Origin of the sequence: Ihubacter massiliensis, from assembly GCF_024125305.1 — a bacterium.
GTDB lineage: Bacteria > Bacillota > Clostridia > Peptostreptococcales > Anaerovoracaceae > Hominibacterium > Hominibacterium faecale.
Genome location: NZ_JAMXVH010000001.1, coordinates 2590273 through 2605927 on the forward strand (window position 1 = coordinate 2590273; position 15655 = coordinate 2605927).

Genomic DNA, 15655 nt, shown 5'->3' on the forward strand with positions numbered 1-15655 from the left:
TTGGGCTGCCCCATGAAGTAAATCATTTTTCTTCATGGAGCCGCCCTTTTATGCTAAAGGATTAGCTTTAGCTCATCCTTTTATTTTCACGTTATACGTTGCTTCTGACATTGGTGGCTTCTCCTAAGCGAGTAATGGTCAAAGCCAGGTCACTAAACGTAAATCCATCCTGCGCAACTACAACTTCCACTGTGGAAGGGGCTGCATCCACCAGGAACGGTACATTAAAGGACAAGGTCGCAGCTTCATTGGTCGAAGCAAAGGTGTGACGTGTAATTGCACCGCTTACAGGGGCTCCGTTTAAATAAAGCTGTGCAGTAACAGTTGCCGGAATAGCAGTTCCTGGATTGACTGCTGCAGTGCTGTGGAAAGCTGCCTGATAAACGCCGTTCTGGTGAATTTCCACCTGTGCAGATCCTGCCTGGTGAGTGATTGCTGATCCGGAGATCAGCGGCGTTTCACTGAAGGTCAATGGTGCTCCAGCAGTTGATGTCTGATTAGTCGTATCTATCGTCGCCAGCACTTCAGGTATCCCGGCGCCTCCCGGTTCTCCGCGGGGAATGATAAAATCAAAGATGGCATCATTCTCATTTCCGGTATTGATTACTTCAGCAGCCGTACCCGGATCTCCAGTTATTACATTTCCAATACGGATGGTTGCGGCAGGACCTGGTTCTCCCGTATCGCCCTGTGGTCCGGTGGCTCCTACTGCGCCCGCAGGACCCGTGGCTCCGGTTGGGCCTGTTGGGCCTGTTGGACCAGTTGCTCCAGTGGCGCCTAATTGTCCTGGCTGTCCCTGAGGGCCCTGTGGACCTTCCGGTCCCTCCGGACCCTGTTCACCTCTTGGACCTTGATCTCCTCTTTGGCCCTGAATACCTTGCAGGCCCGTGGCTCCAGTGGCTCCTGTCTGGCCTGTCGGACCGGTTGGGCCCGTGGCTCCTGTGTGGCCTCTTGGAATGATGAACTCGAGAACATGGTCCGGCGATCCGGCTACGTCAACGACTTGCGCATCTGTTCCAGGCTCACCGGTAGTTGTGTTCTGTATTTGAATGGTTTCTGCTGTTCCAGGAGTTCCATCATCTCCCCTGGGACCAGTCGGACCGGTCGGGCCTGTTGGACCGGTCGGGCCTGTGGCTCCTCTTGCTCCTGTGGGCCCTGTTGCTCCACTCGGACCGCTCGGGCCTGTTGGACCGGTCGGGCCTGCATTACCAGTTACTCCCTGCAGCCCAGTCGGCCCCTGCGGACCGGTTGCACCGCTCGGGCCTGTTGGACCGGTCGGGCCTGCATTACCAGTTACTCCCTGCAGCCCAGTCGGCCCCTGCGGACCGGTTGCACCGCTCGGGCCTGTTGGACCGGTCGGGCCTGCATTACCAGTTGCTCCCTGCAGCCCAGTCGGCCCCTGCGGACCGGTTGCACCGCTCGGGCCAGTTGCACCAGTCGGGCCTGCATTACCAGTTGCTCCCTGCAGCCCAGTCGGCCCCTGCGGACCGGTTGCGCCTGTGGCTCCAGTCACTCCAGCAAACCCCTGGGGCCCGGTTGCCCCGGTAGCTCCTGCAGGGCCAGCTGGTCCCTGCGGACCGGTTGCTCCATTTGGACCTGTTGCACCGGTCGGGCCTGGTCTTCCTTCTGGTCCCTGCGGACCCACTGGTCCCTGCGGGCCGGTCGGCCCTTGTATAACTCCGGTGTTTTTCCATCTGCAGGTATCCGGATCCCACACATATAGCTCACCATTTACAATATACGCATCACCTATGCAGCCTACTGGATGAGCAGCAACCAATTCTTCATACGAATTGTAATGTCCTAAAATAGTAATGCCTGCCCCTGCAGGGCCGGTTGGTCCCGTTGGGCCGGTCGGTCCTGTACAGCATACCGGAGGTTTTGGAGGCGTCGGTGGACATCCGCACCCGCAGTCTCCGCTCTGGCCGCATCCACAGCCGCAGTTTCCCCCCGACTGCCCGCCGCAGCCGCACTGGCTGTCAGTCGAATTATTACAGTCGCAGGAATTTCCTAGGTTTGCTCCATGGGCTTGATTTACAAACCCGGTAAAATTTGTTTTATAACTCATTAAAAGTCTCCCCTTTAATTGCTTTTAATTTGTTTTCAAAATAGATTCGATTGTAGCTTACCGCATCCGAATCCGGTTTGAAAACAGCAGCTTGTTCATTGCAGCGACTTGCCATTTCCCATTGCCCCATTTTGTCATAGCAGACAGCCAATTGCAGATTAGGAATATAGCCGTAGCACTCAGGCTGTACAAATCCTCCCGATCTCAGATCCGGCTCTCTTGTACGCGCTGTCTCAAACCAAAATGCCGCTTGTTTCAGCTGGTTTCGATCTAAAAAATATTCCCCCAGCTGACAGCAGATTTCTGCCCGAGGTTCATCCAGCTCCAAACTTTTCAATAAAGCTCTCAAGGCAAGGATTTCCTTATCAATTTTCAGATAACAGTCCGACAGCAATTTGCAAGCTTCTAATTTATTTTCGATCCACCCTCCGTCTTCCTCTATAAATTCTTTCAAGACCAGGACCGTTTCTTCATACCTCTTATGAAAATACAATTCCTGCCCATAGTAAAATTTTTGACGCGGTGGAAGCGTTATCCCTGATTGTCTTTTCTTCTCAAGGATTCGAAGATTCCGATCCGGATCACCCGGCTTCATCTTCTTATGAGTCACAGAAGCCTCTCTATAAAGGATTTTTCCAGTTGGCGTTATCGCCTCGTGTACTTCTCCTTCCCAGAAAAAGCGGCCGCAGTTCTTAATCAGCCGTTCCCGGTTATAAGTGAAGGTTGGGCAGCCGGTTATATCGAAAGCCGCATGATAGGGCAGCATGACGATATCTTCACTTCCGTCCATTTCTTCCTTTAATTCAAGAAATTTCTTTTGATCCTCTTGTAAAATTACATCGTCGGCATCCAGCCACATGCAGTAATCCATGCTAGCTTTCGAAAAGGAATAGTTCCTCGCATCTGCAAAATCATCTTTCCAGGTATACTCATAAAGTTTATCTGTAAACCGAAGAGCAATGCTTTTCGTTCTGTCAGCAGAACCGGTATCGACGATTATGATTTCATCAACCAGCTCTTTGGCAGACAGTAAACATCGTTCCAAAACATCCTCTTCATTTTTTACGATCATGCACAGACTTATCGTTACCATGCCGCACCTCCGCCTTTCTTCCATGACTTCTCTTTATGGTATGCGGCAGTGGTGAAAAAGGCTACATGGGCCAGGTGCGGGGGAAAAATGATTTTCATCCTGCGGAAAACATTTAAGTTAAGTTGTTGAATGGGCCTTAATACGATATAATGAAGAAAATGGCCCTTGCGAAAATCGCACTGGCAGCAACTGAGAGATTGTAGAGGAGGTTATTATGACTGACTACAAAGAATTGTTTGAACCAGCACAGATCGGGACATGCAAAATCAAGAACAAAACATCCATGGCGCCCATGGGGCCTGTTGGCTACGCCGATGCCTTCGGCGGATTCAACCAGCGGCTTCAGGACTATTATGTGGAACGGGCAAAGTACGGCGTTGGACTGATCTTTACGGGGATCTGCAGCGTGGACACCAATATCGAAGGGCTTCCTTCCATGGGTCTTCCCTGCCCGACCACCCAGCCGCTGGCATTCATTCACAGCACCTATCAGATGAACGAGCGGGTACACGCCTATGGTACGAAAATCTTTCTTCAGTTGACCGGCGGCCTGGGCAGGAGCGCGCTTCCCGGATTTGTATCCAAGCAAATCGCCCCTTCTGAGCAGGGAAACCGGTTTGATCCCAATGCGATCCATCGGGAAATGACCAAGGAAGAAATCATGAATTTGATCCAAAAATTCATCGCTTCCGCGGTTGTTGCAAAAAAAGCCGGATTTGACGGCGTGGAGATTCACGCGGTCCACGAAGGATACCTGCTGGATCAATTTGCCATTGAAATTTTCAACCACCGTGACGACGAATTCGGCGGCAGTCTGGAAAACAGATTGCGGGTTTCCACAGAAATCGTTAAGGGCATCAAGAAATTCTGCGGACCGGATTTCCCTGTCAGCCTGCGTTACAGTCTCAAAAGCTGTATGAAGGCTCTCCGCCAGGGCGGACTGCCTGGGGAAGAGTATGAAGAAGCGGGCAAGGACATTGAGGAAGGAATCGCAGCAGCCAAAATTCTGGTGGATGCCGGTTATGACGCGCTCAATGTGGATGCGGGAACCTACGACTCCTGGTATTGGAACCACCCGCCTATGTATTTTGAGGACGGCTGTTACCGTGAGTTCGGAGAGATACTGAAAAAAGAAGTGGACGTTCCCATTATACTGGCTGGTAAAATGGAGGATCCCAAGATGGCGTTAGAAGCCCTTGGAACCTGCTGCGATATTGTCAGCTACGGCAGACAGCTCTTGACCGATGCTGAATATATTGAAAAACTGCGGACCGGAAGGCTGGACGAAGTAAGACCGTGTCTGGGCTGTCACGAGGGCTGTTTGGGCCGGATCGGCAATGCTCCTGTAAGCTGCGCGGTAAACCCGGCCTGCGGCCGTGAAACCATCTACGGCATCGTGCCTGCGGCTAAGAAAAAACGTGTGCTGGTCATCGGCGGCGGCGTGGCCGGTCTGGAAGCAGCCAGAGTTGCGGCGGAATCGGGACATGAGGTCATCCTCTGCGAAAAATCCGACGCTTTGGGCGGTAACCTGATCCCCGGCGGCGTACCCCATTTCAAGCGAAACGATCACAAATTAATCCAATATTACAAACGTCAGCTGGAGCTGTTGGGCGTAGACGTTCATTATCAGACAGAAGTAACCCCAGAGTCCGTATCTCAATACAAGCCGGATGTTTTGGTGGCGGCAACAGGCTCTCATGCGAAAACCATCACCCTGCCCGGATCGGGAAAACCGGTGAACGCGGAAGATATCCTGCTGGAGAAGTCGTCGTGCGGCAGCAAGGTCCTGGTAGTAGGCGGCGGCCTGGTAGGATGCGAAACCGCTCTTTGGTTGGCTCAGCAGGGCAAGGAAGTGAACGTGGTCGAAGTGCTGCCGGAGATTTTAGGCGGACATGGAGCGCTGCCCCATATGAACGAATTCATGCTCCGCGATCTGCTGAAATATCATAAGATCGGAATCCACACCAATGCCAAAGTCCTGGATACAAACGCAGATACGGCGACCATCCAGGAAGGAGATCAGAGCTATGAGCTCCCAGCGGAAACAATCGTCCTTTCTGTGGGCTATGAATCCAATGACAAGCTTTACGATGAACTGAAGGATCTGGATATCCCTGTATATAATGTAGGGGATTCCAGCAAAGTACATAATATCATGTATTCCATCTGGAACGCTTACGAGGTTGCCCGCAATCTTTAATAGTTGGCTGTGCATCTGAGGATCAGCAATGGAGTTACAAAGTTAATTTTGCCCCTGGCAGTACCTCTCCCGCAATAAGGGAAGTAGCGAACCCAGGGGTGTTTTTTTAGAAAGGAACCTACACAATGTCAAAATCGCAATATTGGTTGATGGGGGATTCTATAGGCGTCGAGCGCAATTCCTCTATGATGAAAAAGCCCCAACGAAAAGACTTGATGAGTTGATTACATATTGTAGATGCCTTAAAAGGACGACGGAAAGTGGCTCTACGTCTTGGGTCACTTGCAGATGCACAAGCATGTTATACGTTACGCCCTGATGCTGTTAAAAAGATTTGCCACGGCACTTTGCAGTTAACTGATTTAGAGGAAAAACACTTTACCCTCGACGTTAAGCAAAAAGGCGTTGATATGAAAATCGGTATCGATATAGCTTCTCTTGCCTATAAAAAACAGGTGGATAAAATTGTTTTAATATCTGGTGATAGCGATTTTGTCCCTGCTGCTAAACTCGCACGAAGAGAAGGGATAGATTTCGTATTGGATCCAATGTGGGTTGATATAAAGCCAGAGTTATTTGAACACATAGACGGATTACGCACTTTTGCACCAAATCCACTAAAAACAAAGAAAAGGTGAGCAGGAACAATGAGAGAGGAAAAACATATGGTATTTAAAAGTTTGTATTAGCGCTGATTCCAAAGGAAAATGGTTTGCCCTATATTACTTTGCACGGTTTCCGGCACCCTTATGTCAAGGCTACGACAAAAATTTCAGCTTATTTAATAAAGTCCACCTTCACTAAATGATGGTGGACTTTATTTGGATTTTTATATAATTTACCTACCAAACAAGTCGGAATGTGTTCCAGTGCGTGAAGCTGTTAAAACCAGTTTGTCTTGCTTTATTGCATAAATGAGCAGCCAATCCGGTAAAATATGACACTCACGGAATCCTGTATAGTTTCCAGTTAGGGAATGATCACGGTACTTCTCTGCAAGTAACTTTTCTTCTAAAAGTGTTTGGATTACATCTTCCAGCAGATTCATATCATATCCTCTCTTTTTTACTCGCTTATAATCTTTCCGAAATTGTCCGGTTGTTTTTAATTGTAACATCATTCATCGCCCATTTCTGTGTCAAGCTCTGTAAACAGCTCACGGGCAGAGGAATAGGTTTTTGTGGAAACATTACCATTCATAATATCTCTTGCTTCCTGCATGGCGGCCTCTGTCTCGGCATTATACCGGGGCTGCTTCATTTCAAAAGGCAATCCGCCTTCCATGATAGATTTGCGTAAAAAGATATTAATTGCATCAGTAACCGTTATACCAAAACTGGCAAAAAGTTTTTCCGCTCCGGCTTTTGTTTCTGGATCAATACGAATGTTGATATTAGCCGTCTTAGCCATTATGCTCACCTCCTTAAAGCCTTGCTTATATCTTATAGTATATCTTCTTGTATCAACAATATCAATACATTGTAAAACATTTTTATATAATAAATTTTTGTGATAAATTGTCGAATCTTGTCGTCACCACCTCCGTCACACGCATACATCTTCCCTTGCCTATATGCAGACAGACACCGTGGAAATCAAATTGCAGACGATTTATCCAGTTTTACGTCAAATTTACGTCAAGGCTCTAACAAATAGAAAAGACCGTTGATCTCTCAACGGTCCATTTTTGGTCGAGGCAGCAGGATTCGAACCTGTGGCCTTTGCGTCCCGAACGCAACGCTCTACCAAGCTGAGCTATGCCTCGCCCTGCCTTATCTATTATACACGTTTGAGAAAAAAATGAAAGAGTTTTTTTCAAACATCTTCAACTTTTTTTCTTATTCCTGTTCCTTCAGCTTTTCCGCTATTTGTTTATACACAGTTCGCGCATCATCCACATGGGGATTATAGTGTTCTTCCGTTCTCTGAGCATGCATGGAGATGCAGACGTATTCCCATCCGTCGATCTTTGCGATGGATGCCAGGCAGAGCTGGGCCTGCGTCGTATTTCCCAGCTTGCCGCCGAAAACACCGGCCCGGTCATTTCCAAAACGGCGGACAGCCGCGTTGCGAATGGTCCGCGTCTCATCGCACTTATTGGTCGGCTTGATCTCATAGGTATAGCTGGTAAAGATTTGGCGGAAGTGTTCATTTTTCAAAGCATACCTTGTCAGCCTCATCCAGTCGCGGGCCGTGGTATAGCAGGCCGGATTGTCCAGCCCGATGCAGTTGCCGAAGGTGGTGTTTTTCATTCCCAGCTCAGAGGCCTTTTCGTTCATCATCTTCACAAATGCAGCTTCGGAACCGGCCGTATGCCGCGCCAGGGTCAGGCAGCACTCCGCTCCCGAGTTGAACAGCATGCCGTAGAGCAAGTCCTCCACTGTAAGCCGCTCGCCGTCCTCAAACCCTGCCACCGCGATCCCGGAACCGTTCAAATAGGTATAGATGTCATGGGGTATTTTTAAGCGTTCATCAAAGTCCTCCGTATGCTCAATGACCACCAGGGCCGTCATCATTTTGGCCAAAGAAGCGGGGCGGGTCTTTTCATCGGCCGCTTTTTTAAAGAGGACCTTGTTGTGGGTCAGATCCATAACAATCATCTGATCGCTGAAAACATCCGCTTCGATGGATTTGAGAGGAGTCCTTTCCGCAGGTTGAGACTGAGTGGAATCAGAAGCGCCGCCCTTTCCCACAAGGGTCCGTATGATAAACCATCCGTTGATCACCAGCACCACGGCCATCAGGCAGCTGATCACAGCCAGCACCTTTTTTCTCCTTGCCCGCTTCCGTTTATCCAAATCCGTTCTCATGGCTCAATTCCTCCTGATTCAACCGATCAAATCCGGTCGATGGTTTCCATCTGACCGTTGCCCAATTTATCCCAGGGTTCCGCGATATCCTTTCCCCGCAAGTTATTGCTGACAGCCCGCAGCACACCGCTGTGGGCCACCAGAATTAAATCTCTGTTTTGATCCTCTTTCAGGATTTTGATCAACGTTTTCACCACCCGATATTGGAGATCAAAAAAGTTCTCGCTGCCATTGCCCATTTTATAGGTCATGAGATCCCTGCCCCGCCTTTGGTATTCCTCAGGGTACTCCTGCTTGATCTGGCTGATGAATTTCCCGTCCCAAGGACCCAGGTTCATTTCCCGAAGGCCCGGCTCCATAATCAGCTTCTTTTCTCCGATATGCTGTGCAATGATCTGCGCGCTTTCCGATGCCCGCAGCAAATCGCTGGCATAAATCCGATCCGTCTGGAGCGGGATGGATGCCAGCTTTTCCGCAGCAGCAGCTGCCTGCTGCCTGCCTTCCCCGCTCAAAGGAACATCGGTCTGACCTAAGAAGATCTTCTCTTTATGCTGGCGGATCTGCCCGTGCCGGATGAGGAAAAACCGCCTGCCCGCAGCCAGCGCTGTCAGGCTTTCCGACCGGCATCCCCGGGAAAGATATGCCTTGATCTCCTCATAGGCCTGGGGCGTGTCCATATCCATGACCACGCCCTCATCATCGACTTCAATCCGCTTCATCTTTTCCGGATCCCGGTCCGTGATGGCCTTCAGCCCATTTGTTCCATCGTGGCAGATAATTTCCTCCCGATAGGTAATGGGGACCAGCAGCGGGTGGCCCTTCTTGCCCCGATAGCAGGGAACGCAGAACCGATCCTCCTCAAACTGGCCTATAAGCCCTTCCAAAACAGCGCCGGTCATCAGAGGACAATCCACCGGCATGATGAAAAAACCATCCAGGTCAGAAGGCATTGCCGCCGCCCCCGCCTGGATGGAAGTGAACATCCCCTTCTCAAAATCCGGGTTAAAAGCCTCGCGGGCGCCCTGCCGGCGGATGATCGGCACCAAAGCCTCTTTCTTATACCCGGTCACCACCACGATATCTTTGATTCCGACAGACTTTGACACCTTTAGAACCCTTTCAATCACTAATTCATCGCCTAATGACAATAAAGGTTTAAACTTGCCCATTCTTGACGAAAAACCTGCTGCCAAAATCAAGGCGCCAAACCGTTTATCAGTCATTGTTCGCCCTTACCTGAATCATTTCCGCAGCAATACTGATGGCGATCTCCTCTGGAGTCTCCGCCTGGATCGAAAGGCCGATGGGCGCATGGACTCTGGCGATATCGTCCTCCGAATAACCTTCCTTACGAAGCATGTCAAAGAGCATGGAGTTCTTCTTTCTGCTGCCGATCATGCCAACGTAAGCGCTCTTCTGCTTCAGCGCATCCTTCAAAACATCGTAATCGCCCATATGTCCCCGGGTAACGATGATAATATAGCTGTCCTCGTCCGTCTCGATGTCTTCGAAGGCATGCTTGAAATCCTGGATTACCTTCACATCGGCCGCCTGGGGGAAACGCTCCCGGTTGGCGTATTCTTCCCGGTCATCGATGGCCACCGTTTTAAAGTTGATGTAGCGCAGCACCGGTTCCAGCGCCAGCCCAACGTGTCCGGCTCCGAAAATATAGGCGGTGGTTTCCAAATGAAACTCTTCCACAAACTCCTCCGGATGGGAAGCATCGATATATTCGATCAGCACGTCCGCATCGCCGCCGCAGCCCATATCCAGAGCATCCCTCTCCTCCGTGTTCAGCTTGAAATGGTGAAGCTTGCTCTTCTCCCTGGTCTTGAAGGTCTCTTTGCACAGCTTTTCCGTCTCCGCTTCCAGTCTGCCGCCGCCCACGGTTCCAGCAGTTGTTCCGTCCTGCTTCATCAGCAGCCAGGCACCCTTTTTCCTGGGCGTGGAGCCATGTGTGTCCACCACTTTGGCAATTACAAAATCCTCGCCCTTTTCCAATAAATCTCTTGCAAAATATATGATCTTGTCCGACATGTTGTCCTCCTTACGTTCGTTTCTCAATTATGTCCCCAGTTTATCACAGGGCTTTTCCTTTTTCAACGCTCAGTTCCCAGGAACGGGCATCGGCCTCCAATGCACTGCTCATTGCGGGGCGAAAACATACAGGCAATCGCGTCGCCGCTGCCCTCCATCTCCACATTCAGATGACGTCTTGTAAATTCAATGGCAGAAAGGATGCTCAAAAAAGAATCCCTTTTACAGCACCTGGGGCCGTCATAAGCTGCGATATTTTCCAGGGCCAGGGCTGTGAGTCTTTGTGATAAGGACCATGCTTTATCGCTTAAAGGGGTCGCTTCTGTTACAATACTGGCGTAAATGCCGCAGCTTACCGCAGCGCCGCAGCATCCCCAAAGGCCGCAAAAGCCTCCCGGTACCTGGCTCCCTCTTTTAATCATTTCTTCCAAACAGCTTTTCAGGTCGATTTTGCCGCCGGCATTGCGATAGGCGGCTAAGAGGGATGCTCCCACCAGAATGTGGTGCTCTGGCCCATGCATGTAGATATATGGGTCCTCCATGATCGCCTGAGCAATTTGAATGGGTTTTTTCGACTCTGTTTTCAGGCATGTGCTAAGAATGGTCTCCAGGCCCTTTTCCTGGTGACAGCTGTCGCAGACAAAATGTCCCTCTTCACACTGGGCGTTGCTCCAAAAAACATTGCCGCAGATGGCGCAGGTCATCTCTTTCTGGTCTTTCAGATAGCGGAGCGGTTTCCCGCAGATCAAGCAGTTTTCCGTATTCATGTCCTTTTCCTCCTTATCGCGTTATAATCCGCCGAAGAGCCATGCCACCAGGTCAAAACGGATAATGATCAGCACCACCAGGCCGGTCAGCGGCAGCACCCGCAGTTTCTGATCCTTTGATCTGGGCATCATCACATACAGAGCCGCCGCCATGACCAGCGCCGCCATATCTTTGAAATCGTAGGTGTAAAAAACCGGATAACCTTCTGTAATCAGATAGCCGATGGGGATTGCCGCGCAAAGCGCCGGAGGCCACCCCTTTTTGCCCGCATACCAGACCGTATACCCGGCCAGCGCCGAACAGCCGGCAAAGACTGCCCAGCGAATCACCTGCTCTGCCGGCAGCACGCCGAACAAGATTGCCGTATAGATGTAGTAGCTGATGAGCAGCCCTGCAAAAAACAACAAAGTATGTATGGCCGCCGCATTGGCTGTTCTGCTGTAATAGGCGATGACGCACCCGGCGAACACCCAGAAGGGCAGTTCGGACAACAGCTGTCCGGCCGTCTCCATCAAATCATGGACAGGCGTTCCGTCTCCGGGAACCGTATCCAGATACTTGGAAAGGACCCCTGCCAGACAGCCGGCCGCAAAGACAAAAATGCAGAATAGGATTCGTTTCGTCTTACCGCTCATTAACTTTCCACGCTCCCTTCCTGACGCCCCGGTCGCCGACCCGGCTGATCCGCTTGAGCACGCTGCCGCAGCCGCAGGGCTGGGTCAAAAAGCTGCTCCAATCGCCGGTTCGATAACGGATGAAGGGCATTCCCTTCCTGGTGAGGGTGGTAAAAACCACTTCGCCTTCTTCCCCATCTGGCACCACTTGTCCGGTCACAGGGTCAATGATCTCCAGATACAAATCCGATTCTCGAATGTGGCAGCCGCAAAGCTGCGGGCAGCTGACTGCGCATCCCAGACCCATTTCCGTCATCCCATAATGTTCAAAGATGCGGCATCCCCAGGCCTTTTCAATGATTCTCCGGCTCTCCGGGGATACATATTCCGCAGACAGGAGTACTGTTCCCATGGGGATCCTGCGGCCCCCGGCTTTTTCTGCCAGCGCGGCAAGCTGAGTCGGCAGGGCCACCGCGCAGGTCACCTGCTCCTGCTCCATCATCGCCAATATGAGATTATCGTCCGAGCCATCCGGAAGTCCGTAGGGGATCACCCGCACATGAAACCGCTCCAGCCCTTTTTTCAGCAGATCGCCGATTGATCCCGGCCTGCGGCAGGGCATCAGGATCATCACCGTATCGGAGGAATCCACCATCAGCTGCATGCCATTATGAAAAAAATCGGTGGTCAGCTCCTGATCTTCCTCAGTAAAATAAATCCGCTTTGGCCGCCCCGTTGTTCCGCTGGTGTCCATGGTAACGATTCTGCTGATCTGGCTTTGCGCCACGCAAACCATATCCATGCCCCGCTCATACACATCCGCAGGCGAAGTGAAAGGAAGGCGCCGGAAGTCCTCCCAGGTTTCTACGGTAACCCCGCGATACAGTTCACCATAAAAAGGGCTGTTCTTCGCAGCCCAATTGATGGTTTCTTTTATTTTTTCCAGCTGATAGTTCTCTATGGCATCCCTCGTGAGAGTATTTACCCCCAATTTGCGGGCTGTCCAAATATCCAAATACCGCTCCACTAGTCCCACTCCAACAGTTCTTCCACCTTCTGGAACGTGGCTTCCAGCATCATCGGGCATTTTTCCACTTTATTCAGAGGATTGTCCTCCATTAGATCGTGACAGTCCGTAAAGCCGAAGGCATCCTCAAACCATTCCGTCAGCTCTGCTGTCAGGCCCTGGCTGGCTTCTTTGGGATCAGCCAGATACAGCAGGCAGATTGCCGCGGACAAAATACCGCAGACTCTGCCGGACCACATGCCGTCGCACAGACCGGCCATGGCCGCCACCAGATCCTGGTTTTCCTTCTCCATCCTGCGCAGACCCATTTCCATAATCATCTGACTGCAGCAATACCCCTTTAATTTCAGATCCAAAATCTCCTGATTCATCCTCTTTCCTCCCCAACTTTCTTATTTTGCCGGTTTTTCCGCTACCAGCATGAAGTATCCGATCCCCTTCTTCCCTTTTGCGCAGGTGACGCAATTATCCAGCGATCCCTCCTGCAGGATCGTTTCCGCCACGTATGTATCCAAATCATCCGAGCGGTCCTCAAAAGCGACTACTTGATATCCCACTTCCTCCAGATATGCGATCATGGGCTCTTTGATAAAGGCCCCTTCAAAGCGGAAGTCCACAAAACGCATCTGTCCTTCGCCGCAGTCCTCCTCTTTATGGGGAATCTTTGCCTGGCGCTCGGCTTCGATCTTGATGGCCTGTACCTGCTTGGGATCGGGATTCTTCATATATAGATCGCTGATAAACAGCTTTCCTCCCTTTTTAAGAACGCAGTAGGCTTCATGGAGCGCTTCATCCGGCAGGTTGATCAGGGACAATGTGCATTCCATCATCACGCAGTCAAAAGAATAGGATGGGAATTCGTCCAAGAACTCTCCGTCGCCCATGCGCAGATCCAGTTTGCCGTTTCGCTCTTTTCCTTCGCTGATCTTTGCCAGATTAAGATCGATCCCCGTCACCTGGTACCCGTATTTGTCCTGCAGGTACTCGGCCGCTGTTCCGTCTCCGCAGCCCACATCCAGCACCTTGGCTCCTTTGTCAAGCTGGCAAAGCTCCATAGCCTTGTCCGTAATCTCAAATTTACCTGGTCTTACTAAACTCATTTTCTTCTCCTTAAAACTAAGATTTTCGATAAATACTGTTATATCCGCAGAAAGGCACCAGCCGGTTGTCCGCGGAAAGCACCTGCACCCGGCACCGCTTCAATCGCTCTGCATCCAGGTTGGTGCTGTCCTGGAAGGCCATGCCGGTCACCGTAAAGGTGTTCTGCTTATAATAGGTAAGGAACTGATCCAAATCCATGATCTCTTCCTCCTGCTCCGCCTGACAGCAGGGTTCCTCTCCGGCCGCGGCCGTATCGGCCGGATCGCAGCAGGAGCAGCAGTCTACCTCGCTTGTTTCCTGCTCCTGGGGCAAGTCCCATTTGTTGAGCACAAAGTCCCGGTCCTTTTTTATGATTTCCAGAGGATCCGGCTCGCAGCAGCAGGAGTCCTGCTGTGTATCGCAGCAGCTGATGCCCGCCTCTTTTTCCTTTTTGCTGACCATACATGTTATACCGTCTTTTTCCTTTAAATAAGTACTGTAAAAGCAGCACAGGGTATGGCCGGTGGCGATGGGACAGAAATCCTCATAATGAAAGCCCGGACACTGGTTTTCAATTTCATGGAGCACATCGAACATGGTCACCCGGTTTTCATGGTCCGGGTCGGGATGCCTGCCGAAAAAGCTCACCGGTTGGAAATGGATCCCTTTGACAACGGCTATGTTCTCCAGCAGAAACTCCATCATTGCCCCGATGTTGTCCAAGTTGACGTTTCTGGCGACCGTCGGTACCAGCGTCACCGGCAGACCGGCTTTCCTGCAGTTTTCGATGGCTTGTTTCTTTTCTTTAAATAAAGGCTCTCCCCGCATCTGCATGTAAATCTCATCGGTGGTTCCATCAAACTGCATGAAAATCACCGATGCTCCCGCCTCTTTGAGCGCCGCGGCATACCCGGCCTCGCGGGCGATTCGCCTGCCGTTGCTGTTAATCTGTATGTATTCAAATCCTTTGGACCTGGCCATGCGGATGATCTGGGGCAGATCGTCGCGGACAGTGGGCTCCCCTCCTGACAGCTGAATGTTGAAAGGCCGTTCTTCCCCCAGCTCCACCAGCAGATCGAATTTTGCTTCCAGTTCTTTTAAGCTGGGATCGCCCGGTTCCTCCGAATCCATTTCCGCCCTTGCAAAGCAGAAGGGACAATGCTGATTGCACCGCTTGGTAATATCGATCAGCACGCAGCAGGCGGTCTGCAAATGGTTTTCGCAGGTGCCGCAGTGAAGGGGGCATTCATCCTGCCCGCTGCCCTTGGTCATCGCCGTTTTGGGCGGAATATTGACAACCGGATTTTTGATCCAATCCAGATAATCATCTGTGCGGTTTGAAACCAGTGCGCGAAATTCGCCATGTTCTTCACATGTTTTTTCAAAGAATACTTTGCCCTCCCGCTCTGTATAAAAAGCTTTGATCGGCTTTTCACAGACTGGGCATATGCTTTGAACTTCCGATAATCGTTTCATGTTTCTTCTCCTGTTCCTACTCTCCCCCAAACCGGTTGGGGGGACAAAGTATCTGTTTTTCATTCTATTATAAATTCCCAAAATGGGCAAGGGGCGACCGAAAATGTTTTGCAGGACCGGGCCGTAAGGCCGCCGGGGAGGTTCGCCGCCGGATCGAAAAGAGGCCGTTTTTACGGCAAATTGTAACAAATTTTTTACAAATTTAAGACAATTCAAATAATAGCTACTTAGTACTGGGCTTGACCGCAAGATTGTACTGAAATCAGGGTTTCCGCGGTTGACAGGCCCCTGAACGAACTGATAAAATGAAAACCGTAGTAACAATTCAATACACAATCCGATTTCCGAGCTCCTACGGCTTTTGAAAAAATGCTATGGAGGCGGAAACGTTGGGTTTATGTGGAAACATATGAGCCTCCCGCGTTTGGAAAGGTTCGTGTACCATTTCGAAACGCACGAAAAGGCCTTTGTTATTGGATGTG

15 protein-coding genes, 1 tRNA gene and 1 riboswitch are annotated in these 15655 nt (G+C 50.7%); of the genes, 2 read left to right on the forward strand and 14 right to left on the reverse strand.

What is annotated here, in order from left to right; translation table 11 throughout:
* Nucleotides 1-91: 91 nt before the first annotated feature.
* Nucleotides 92-2068, reverse strand: a complete 1977-nt coding sequence (locus tag NIA71_RS19975; protein ID WP_269477174.1) for a collagen-like protein — start codon at nucleotides 2066-2068, stop codon at nucleotides 92-94.
* Nucleotides 2058-3161, reverse strand: coding sequence for a glycosyltransferase family 2 protein (locus NIA71_RS12080; RefSeq protein ID WP_148398490.1), 1104 nt, complete (start codon nucleotides 3159-3161; stop codon nucleotides 2058-2060). The genes NIA71_RS19975 and NIA71_RS12080 overlap by 11 nt, the downstream gene beginning before the upstream one ends.
* A 214-nt stretch (nucleotides 3162-3375) precedes the next feature.
* Between NIA71_RS12080 and NIA71_RS12085 the strand changes: the two genes are divergently transcribed.
* Nucleotides 3376-5361 carry an FAD-dependent oxidoreductase gene (locus NIA71_RS12085; RefSeq protein ID WP_253020514.1) on the forward strand — a complete coding sequence of 662 codons (1986 nt, stop codon included), beginning with the start codon at nucleotides 3376-3378 and terminating at the stop codon, nucleotides 5359-5361.
* A 260-nt stretch (nucleotides 5362-5621) separates the two neighbouring features.
* Complete coding sequence (locus NIA71_RS20095; protein WP_253020515.1) at nucleotides 5622-5999, forward strand: NYN domain-containing protein; 378 nt, start codon at nucleotides 5622-5624, stop codon at nucleotides 5997-5999.
* A 200-nt stretch (nucleotides 6000-6199) separates the two neighbouring features.
* Here the strand turns inward: NIA71_RS20095 and NIA71_RS12095 are convergent, their stop codons facing one another.
* The 12 genes from NIA71_RS12095 to NIA71_RS12150 form a co-directional block, all read right to left on the reverse strand.
* Entirely contained in the window at nucleotides 6200-6478 is a 279-nt protein-coding gene (locus tag NIA71_RS12095; protein WP_148398559.1) for a type II toxin-antitoxin system YafQ family toxin, read from the reverse strand.
* Entirely contained in the window at nucleotides 6478-6771 is a 294-nt protein-coding gene (locus NIA71_RS12100; protein WP_148398486.1) for a type II toxin-antitoxin system RelB/DinJ family antitoxin, read from the reverse strand. Before NIA71_RS12100 ends, NIA71_RS12095 begins: the two co-directional genes overlap by 1 nt.
* Before the next feature lie 278 nt (nucleotides 6772-7049).
* Nucleotides 7050-7126 (reverse strand) — tRNA-Pro (locus tag NIA71_RS12105).
* A 73-nt stretch (nucleotides 7127-7199) separates the two neighbouring features.
* On the reverse strand, nucleotides 7200-8171 hold the full coding sequence (locus tag NIA71_RS12110) for a D-alanyl-D-alanine carboxypeptidase family protein (protein ID WP_253020516.1): 972 nt from the start codon (nucleotides 8169-8171) through the stop codon (nucleotides 7200-7202).
* A gap of 26 nt (nucleotides 8172-8197) precedes the next feature.
* Nucleotides 8198-9394 carry a histidine phosphatase family protein gene (locus tag NIA71_RS12115; RefSeq protein WP_148398482.1) on the reverse strand — a complete coding sequence of 399 codons (1197 nt, stop codon included), beginning with the start codon at nucleotides 9392-9394 and terminating at the stop codon, nucleotides 8198-8200.
* Entirely contained in the window at nucleotides 9387-10208 is an 822-nt protein-coding gene (locus NIA71_RS12120; RefSeq protein WP_148398481.1) for an XdhC family protein, read from the reverse strand. Before NIA71_RS12120 ends, NIA71_RS12115 begins: the two co-directional genes overlap by 8 nt.
* Nucleotides 10209-10270: 62 nt before the next feature.
* A complete protein-coding gene (locus tag NIA71_RS12125; RefSeq protein WP_148398479.1) occupies nucleotides 10271-10975 on the reverse strand; it encodes a DUF5714 domain-containing protein in 705 nt (234 codons plus the stop codon).
* Between the two features lie 21 nt (nucleotides 10976-10996).
* Nucleotides 10997-11611: a hypothetical protein gene (locus tag NIA71_RS12130; RefSeq protein WP_148398477.1), complete on the reverse strand. Its 615-nt coding sequence runs from the start codon at nucleotides 11609-11611 to the stop codon at nucleotides 10997-10999.
* The gene (locus NIA71_RS12135; RefSeq protein WP_253020517.1) at nucleotides 11601-12605 is read right to left on the reverse strand and encodes a DVU_1553 family AMP-dependent CoA ligase; all 1005 of its coding nucleotides are present in this window, start codon (nucleotides 12603-12605) and stop codon (nucleotides 11601-11603) included. The genes NIA71_RS12130 and NIA71_RS12135 overlap by 11 nt, the downstream gene beginning before the upstream one ends.
* A gap of 11 nt (nucleotides 12606-12616) precedes the next feature.
* Complete coding sequence (locus NIA71_RS12140; RefSeq protein ID WP_148398473.1) at nucleotides 12617-12988, reverse strand: C-GCAxxG-C-C family protein; 372 nt, start codon at nucleotides 12986-12988, stop codon at nucleotides 12617-12619.
* A 21-nt stretch (nucleotides 12989-13009) separates the two neighbouring features.
* Nucleotides 13010-13717, reverse strand: a complete 708-nt coding sequence (trsM, locus tag NIA71_RS12145; RefSeq protein WP_148398471.1) for a DVU_1556 family methyltransferase — start codon at nucleotides 13715-13717, stop codon at nucleotides 13010-13012.
* Nucleotides 13718-13733: 16 nt separating this feature from the next.
* On the reverse strand, nucleotides 13734-15173 hold the full coding sequence (locus tag NIA71_RS12150) for a radical SAM protein (RefSeq protein ID WP_148398469.1): 1440 nt from the start codon (nucleotides 15171-15173) through the stop codon (nucleotides 13734-13736).
* Between the two features lie 323 nt (nucleotides 15174-15496).
* Nucleotides 15497-15624: riboswitch (molybdenum cofactor riboswitch) on the forward strand.
* The last annotated feature ends 31 nt before the right edge of the window (nucleotides 15625-15655 follow it).

Coding starts and splice junctions, on each gene's coding strand:
- NIA71_RS19975 (WP_269477174.1), bottom strand. CDS start 2,068: ATGAGTTATAAAACAAATTTTACCGGGTTTGTAAATCAAGCCCATGGA.
- NIA71_RS12080 (WP_148398490.1), bottom strand. CDS start 3,161: ATGGTAACGATAAGTCTGTGCATGATCGTAAAAAATGAAGAGGATGTT.
- NIA71_RS12085 (WP_253020514.1), top strand. CDS start 3,376: ATGACTGACTACAAAGAATTGTTTGAACCAGCACAGATCGGGACATGC.
- NIA71_RS12095 (WP_148398559.1), bottom strand. CDS start 6,478: ATGTTACAATTAAAAACAACCGGACAATTTCGGAAAGATTATAAGCGA.
- NIA71_RS12100 (WP_148398486.1), bottom strand. CDS start 6,771: ATGGCTAAGACGGCTAATATCAACATTCGTATTGATCCAGAAACAAAA.
- NIA71_RS12110 (WP_253020516.1), bottom strand. CDS start 8,171: ATGAGAACGGATTTGGATAAACGGAAGCGGGCAAGGAGAAAAAAGGTG.
- NIA71_RS12115 (WP_148398482.1), bottom strand. CDS start 9,394: ATGACTGATAAACGGTTTGGCGCCTTGATTTTGGCAGCAGGTTTTTCG.
- NIA71_RS12120 (WP_148398481.1), bottom strand. CDS start 10,208: ATGTCGGACAAGATCATATATTTTGCAAGAGATTTATTGGAAAAGGGC.
- NIA71_RS12125 (WP_148398479.1), bottom strand. CDS start 10,975: ATGAATACGGAAAACTGCTTGATCTGCGGGAAACCGCTCCGCTATCTG.
- NIA71_RS12130 (WP_148398477.1), bottom strand. CDS start 11,611: ATGAGCGGTAAGACGAAACGAATCCTATTCTGCATTTTTGTCTTTGCG.
- NIA71_RS12140 (WP_148398473.1), bottom strand. CDS start 12,988: ATGAATCAGGAGATTTTGGATCTGAAATTAAAGGGGTATTGCTGCAGT.
- trsM (WP_148398471.1), bottom strand. CDS start 13,717: ATGAGTTTAGTAAGACCAGGTAAATTTGAGATTACGGACAAGGCTATG.
- NIA71_RS12150 (WP_148398469.1), bottom strand. CDS start 15,173: ATGAAACGATTATCGGAAGTTCAAAGCATATGCCCAGTCTGTGAAAAG.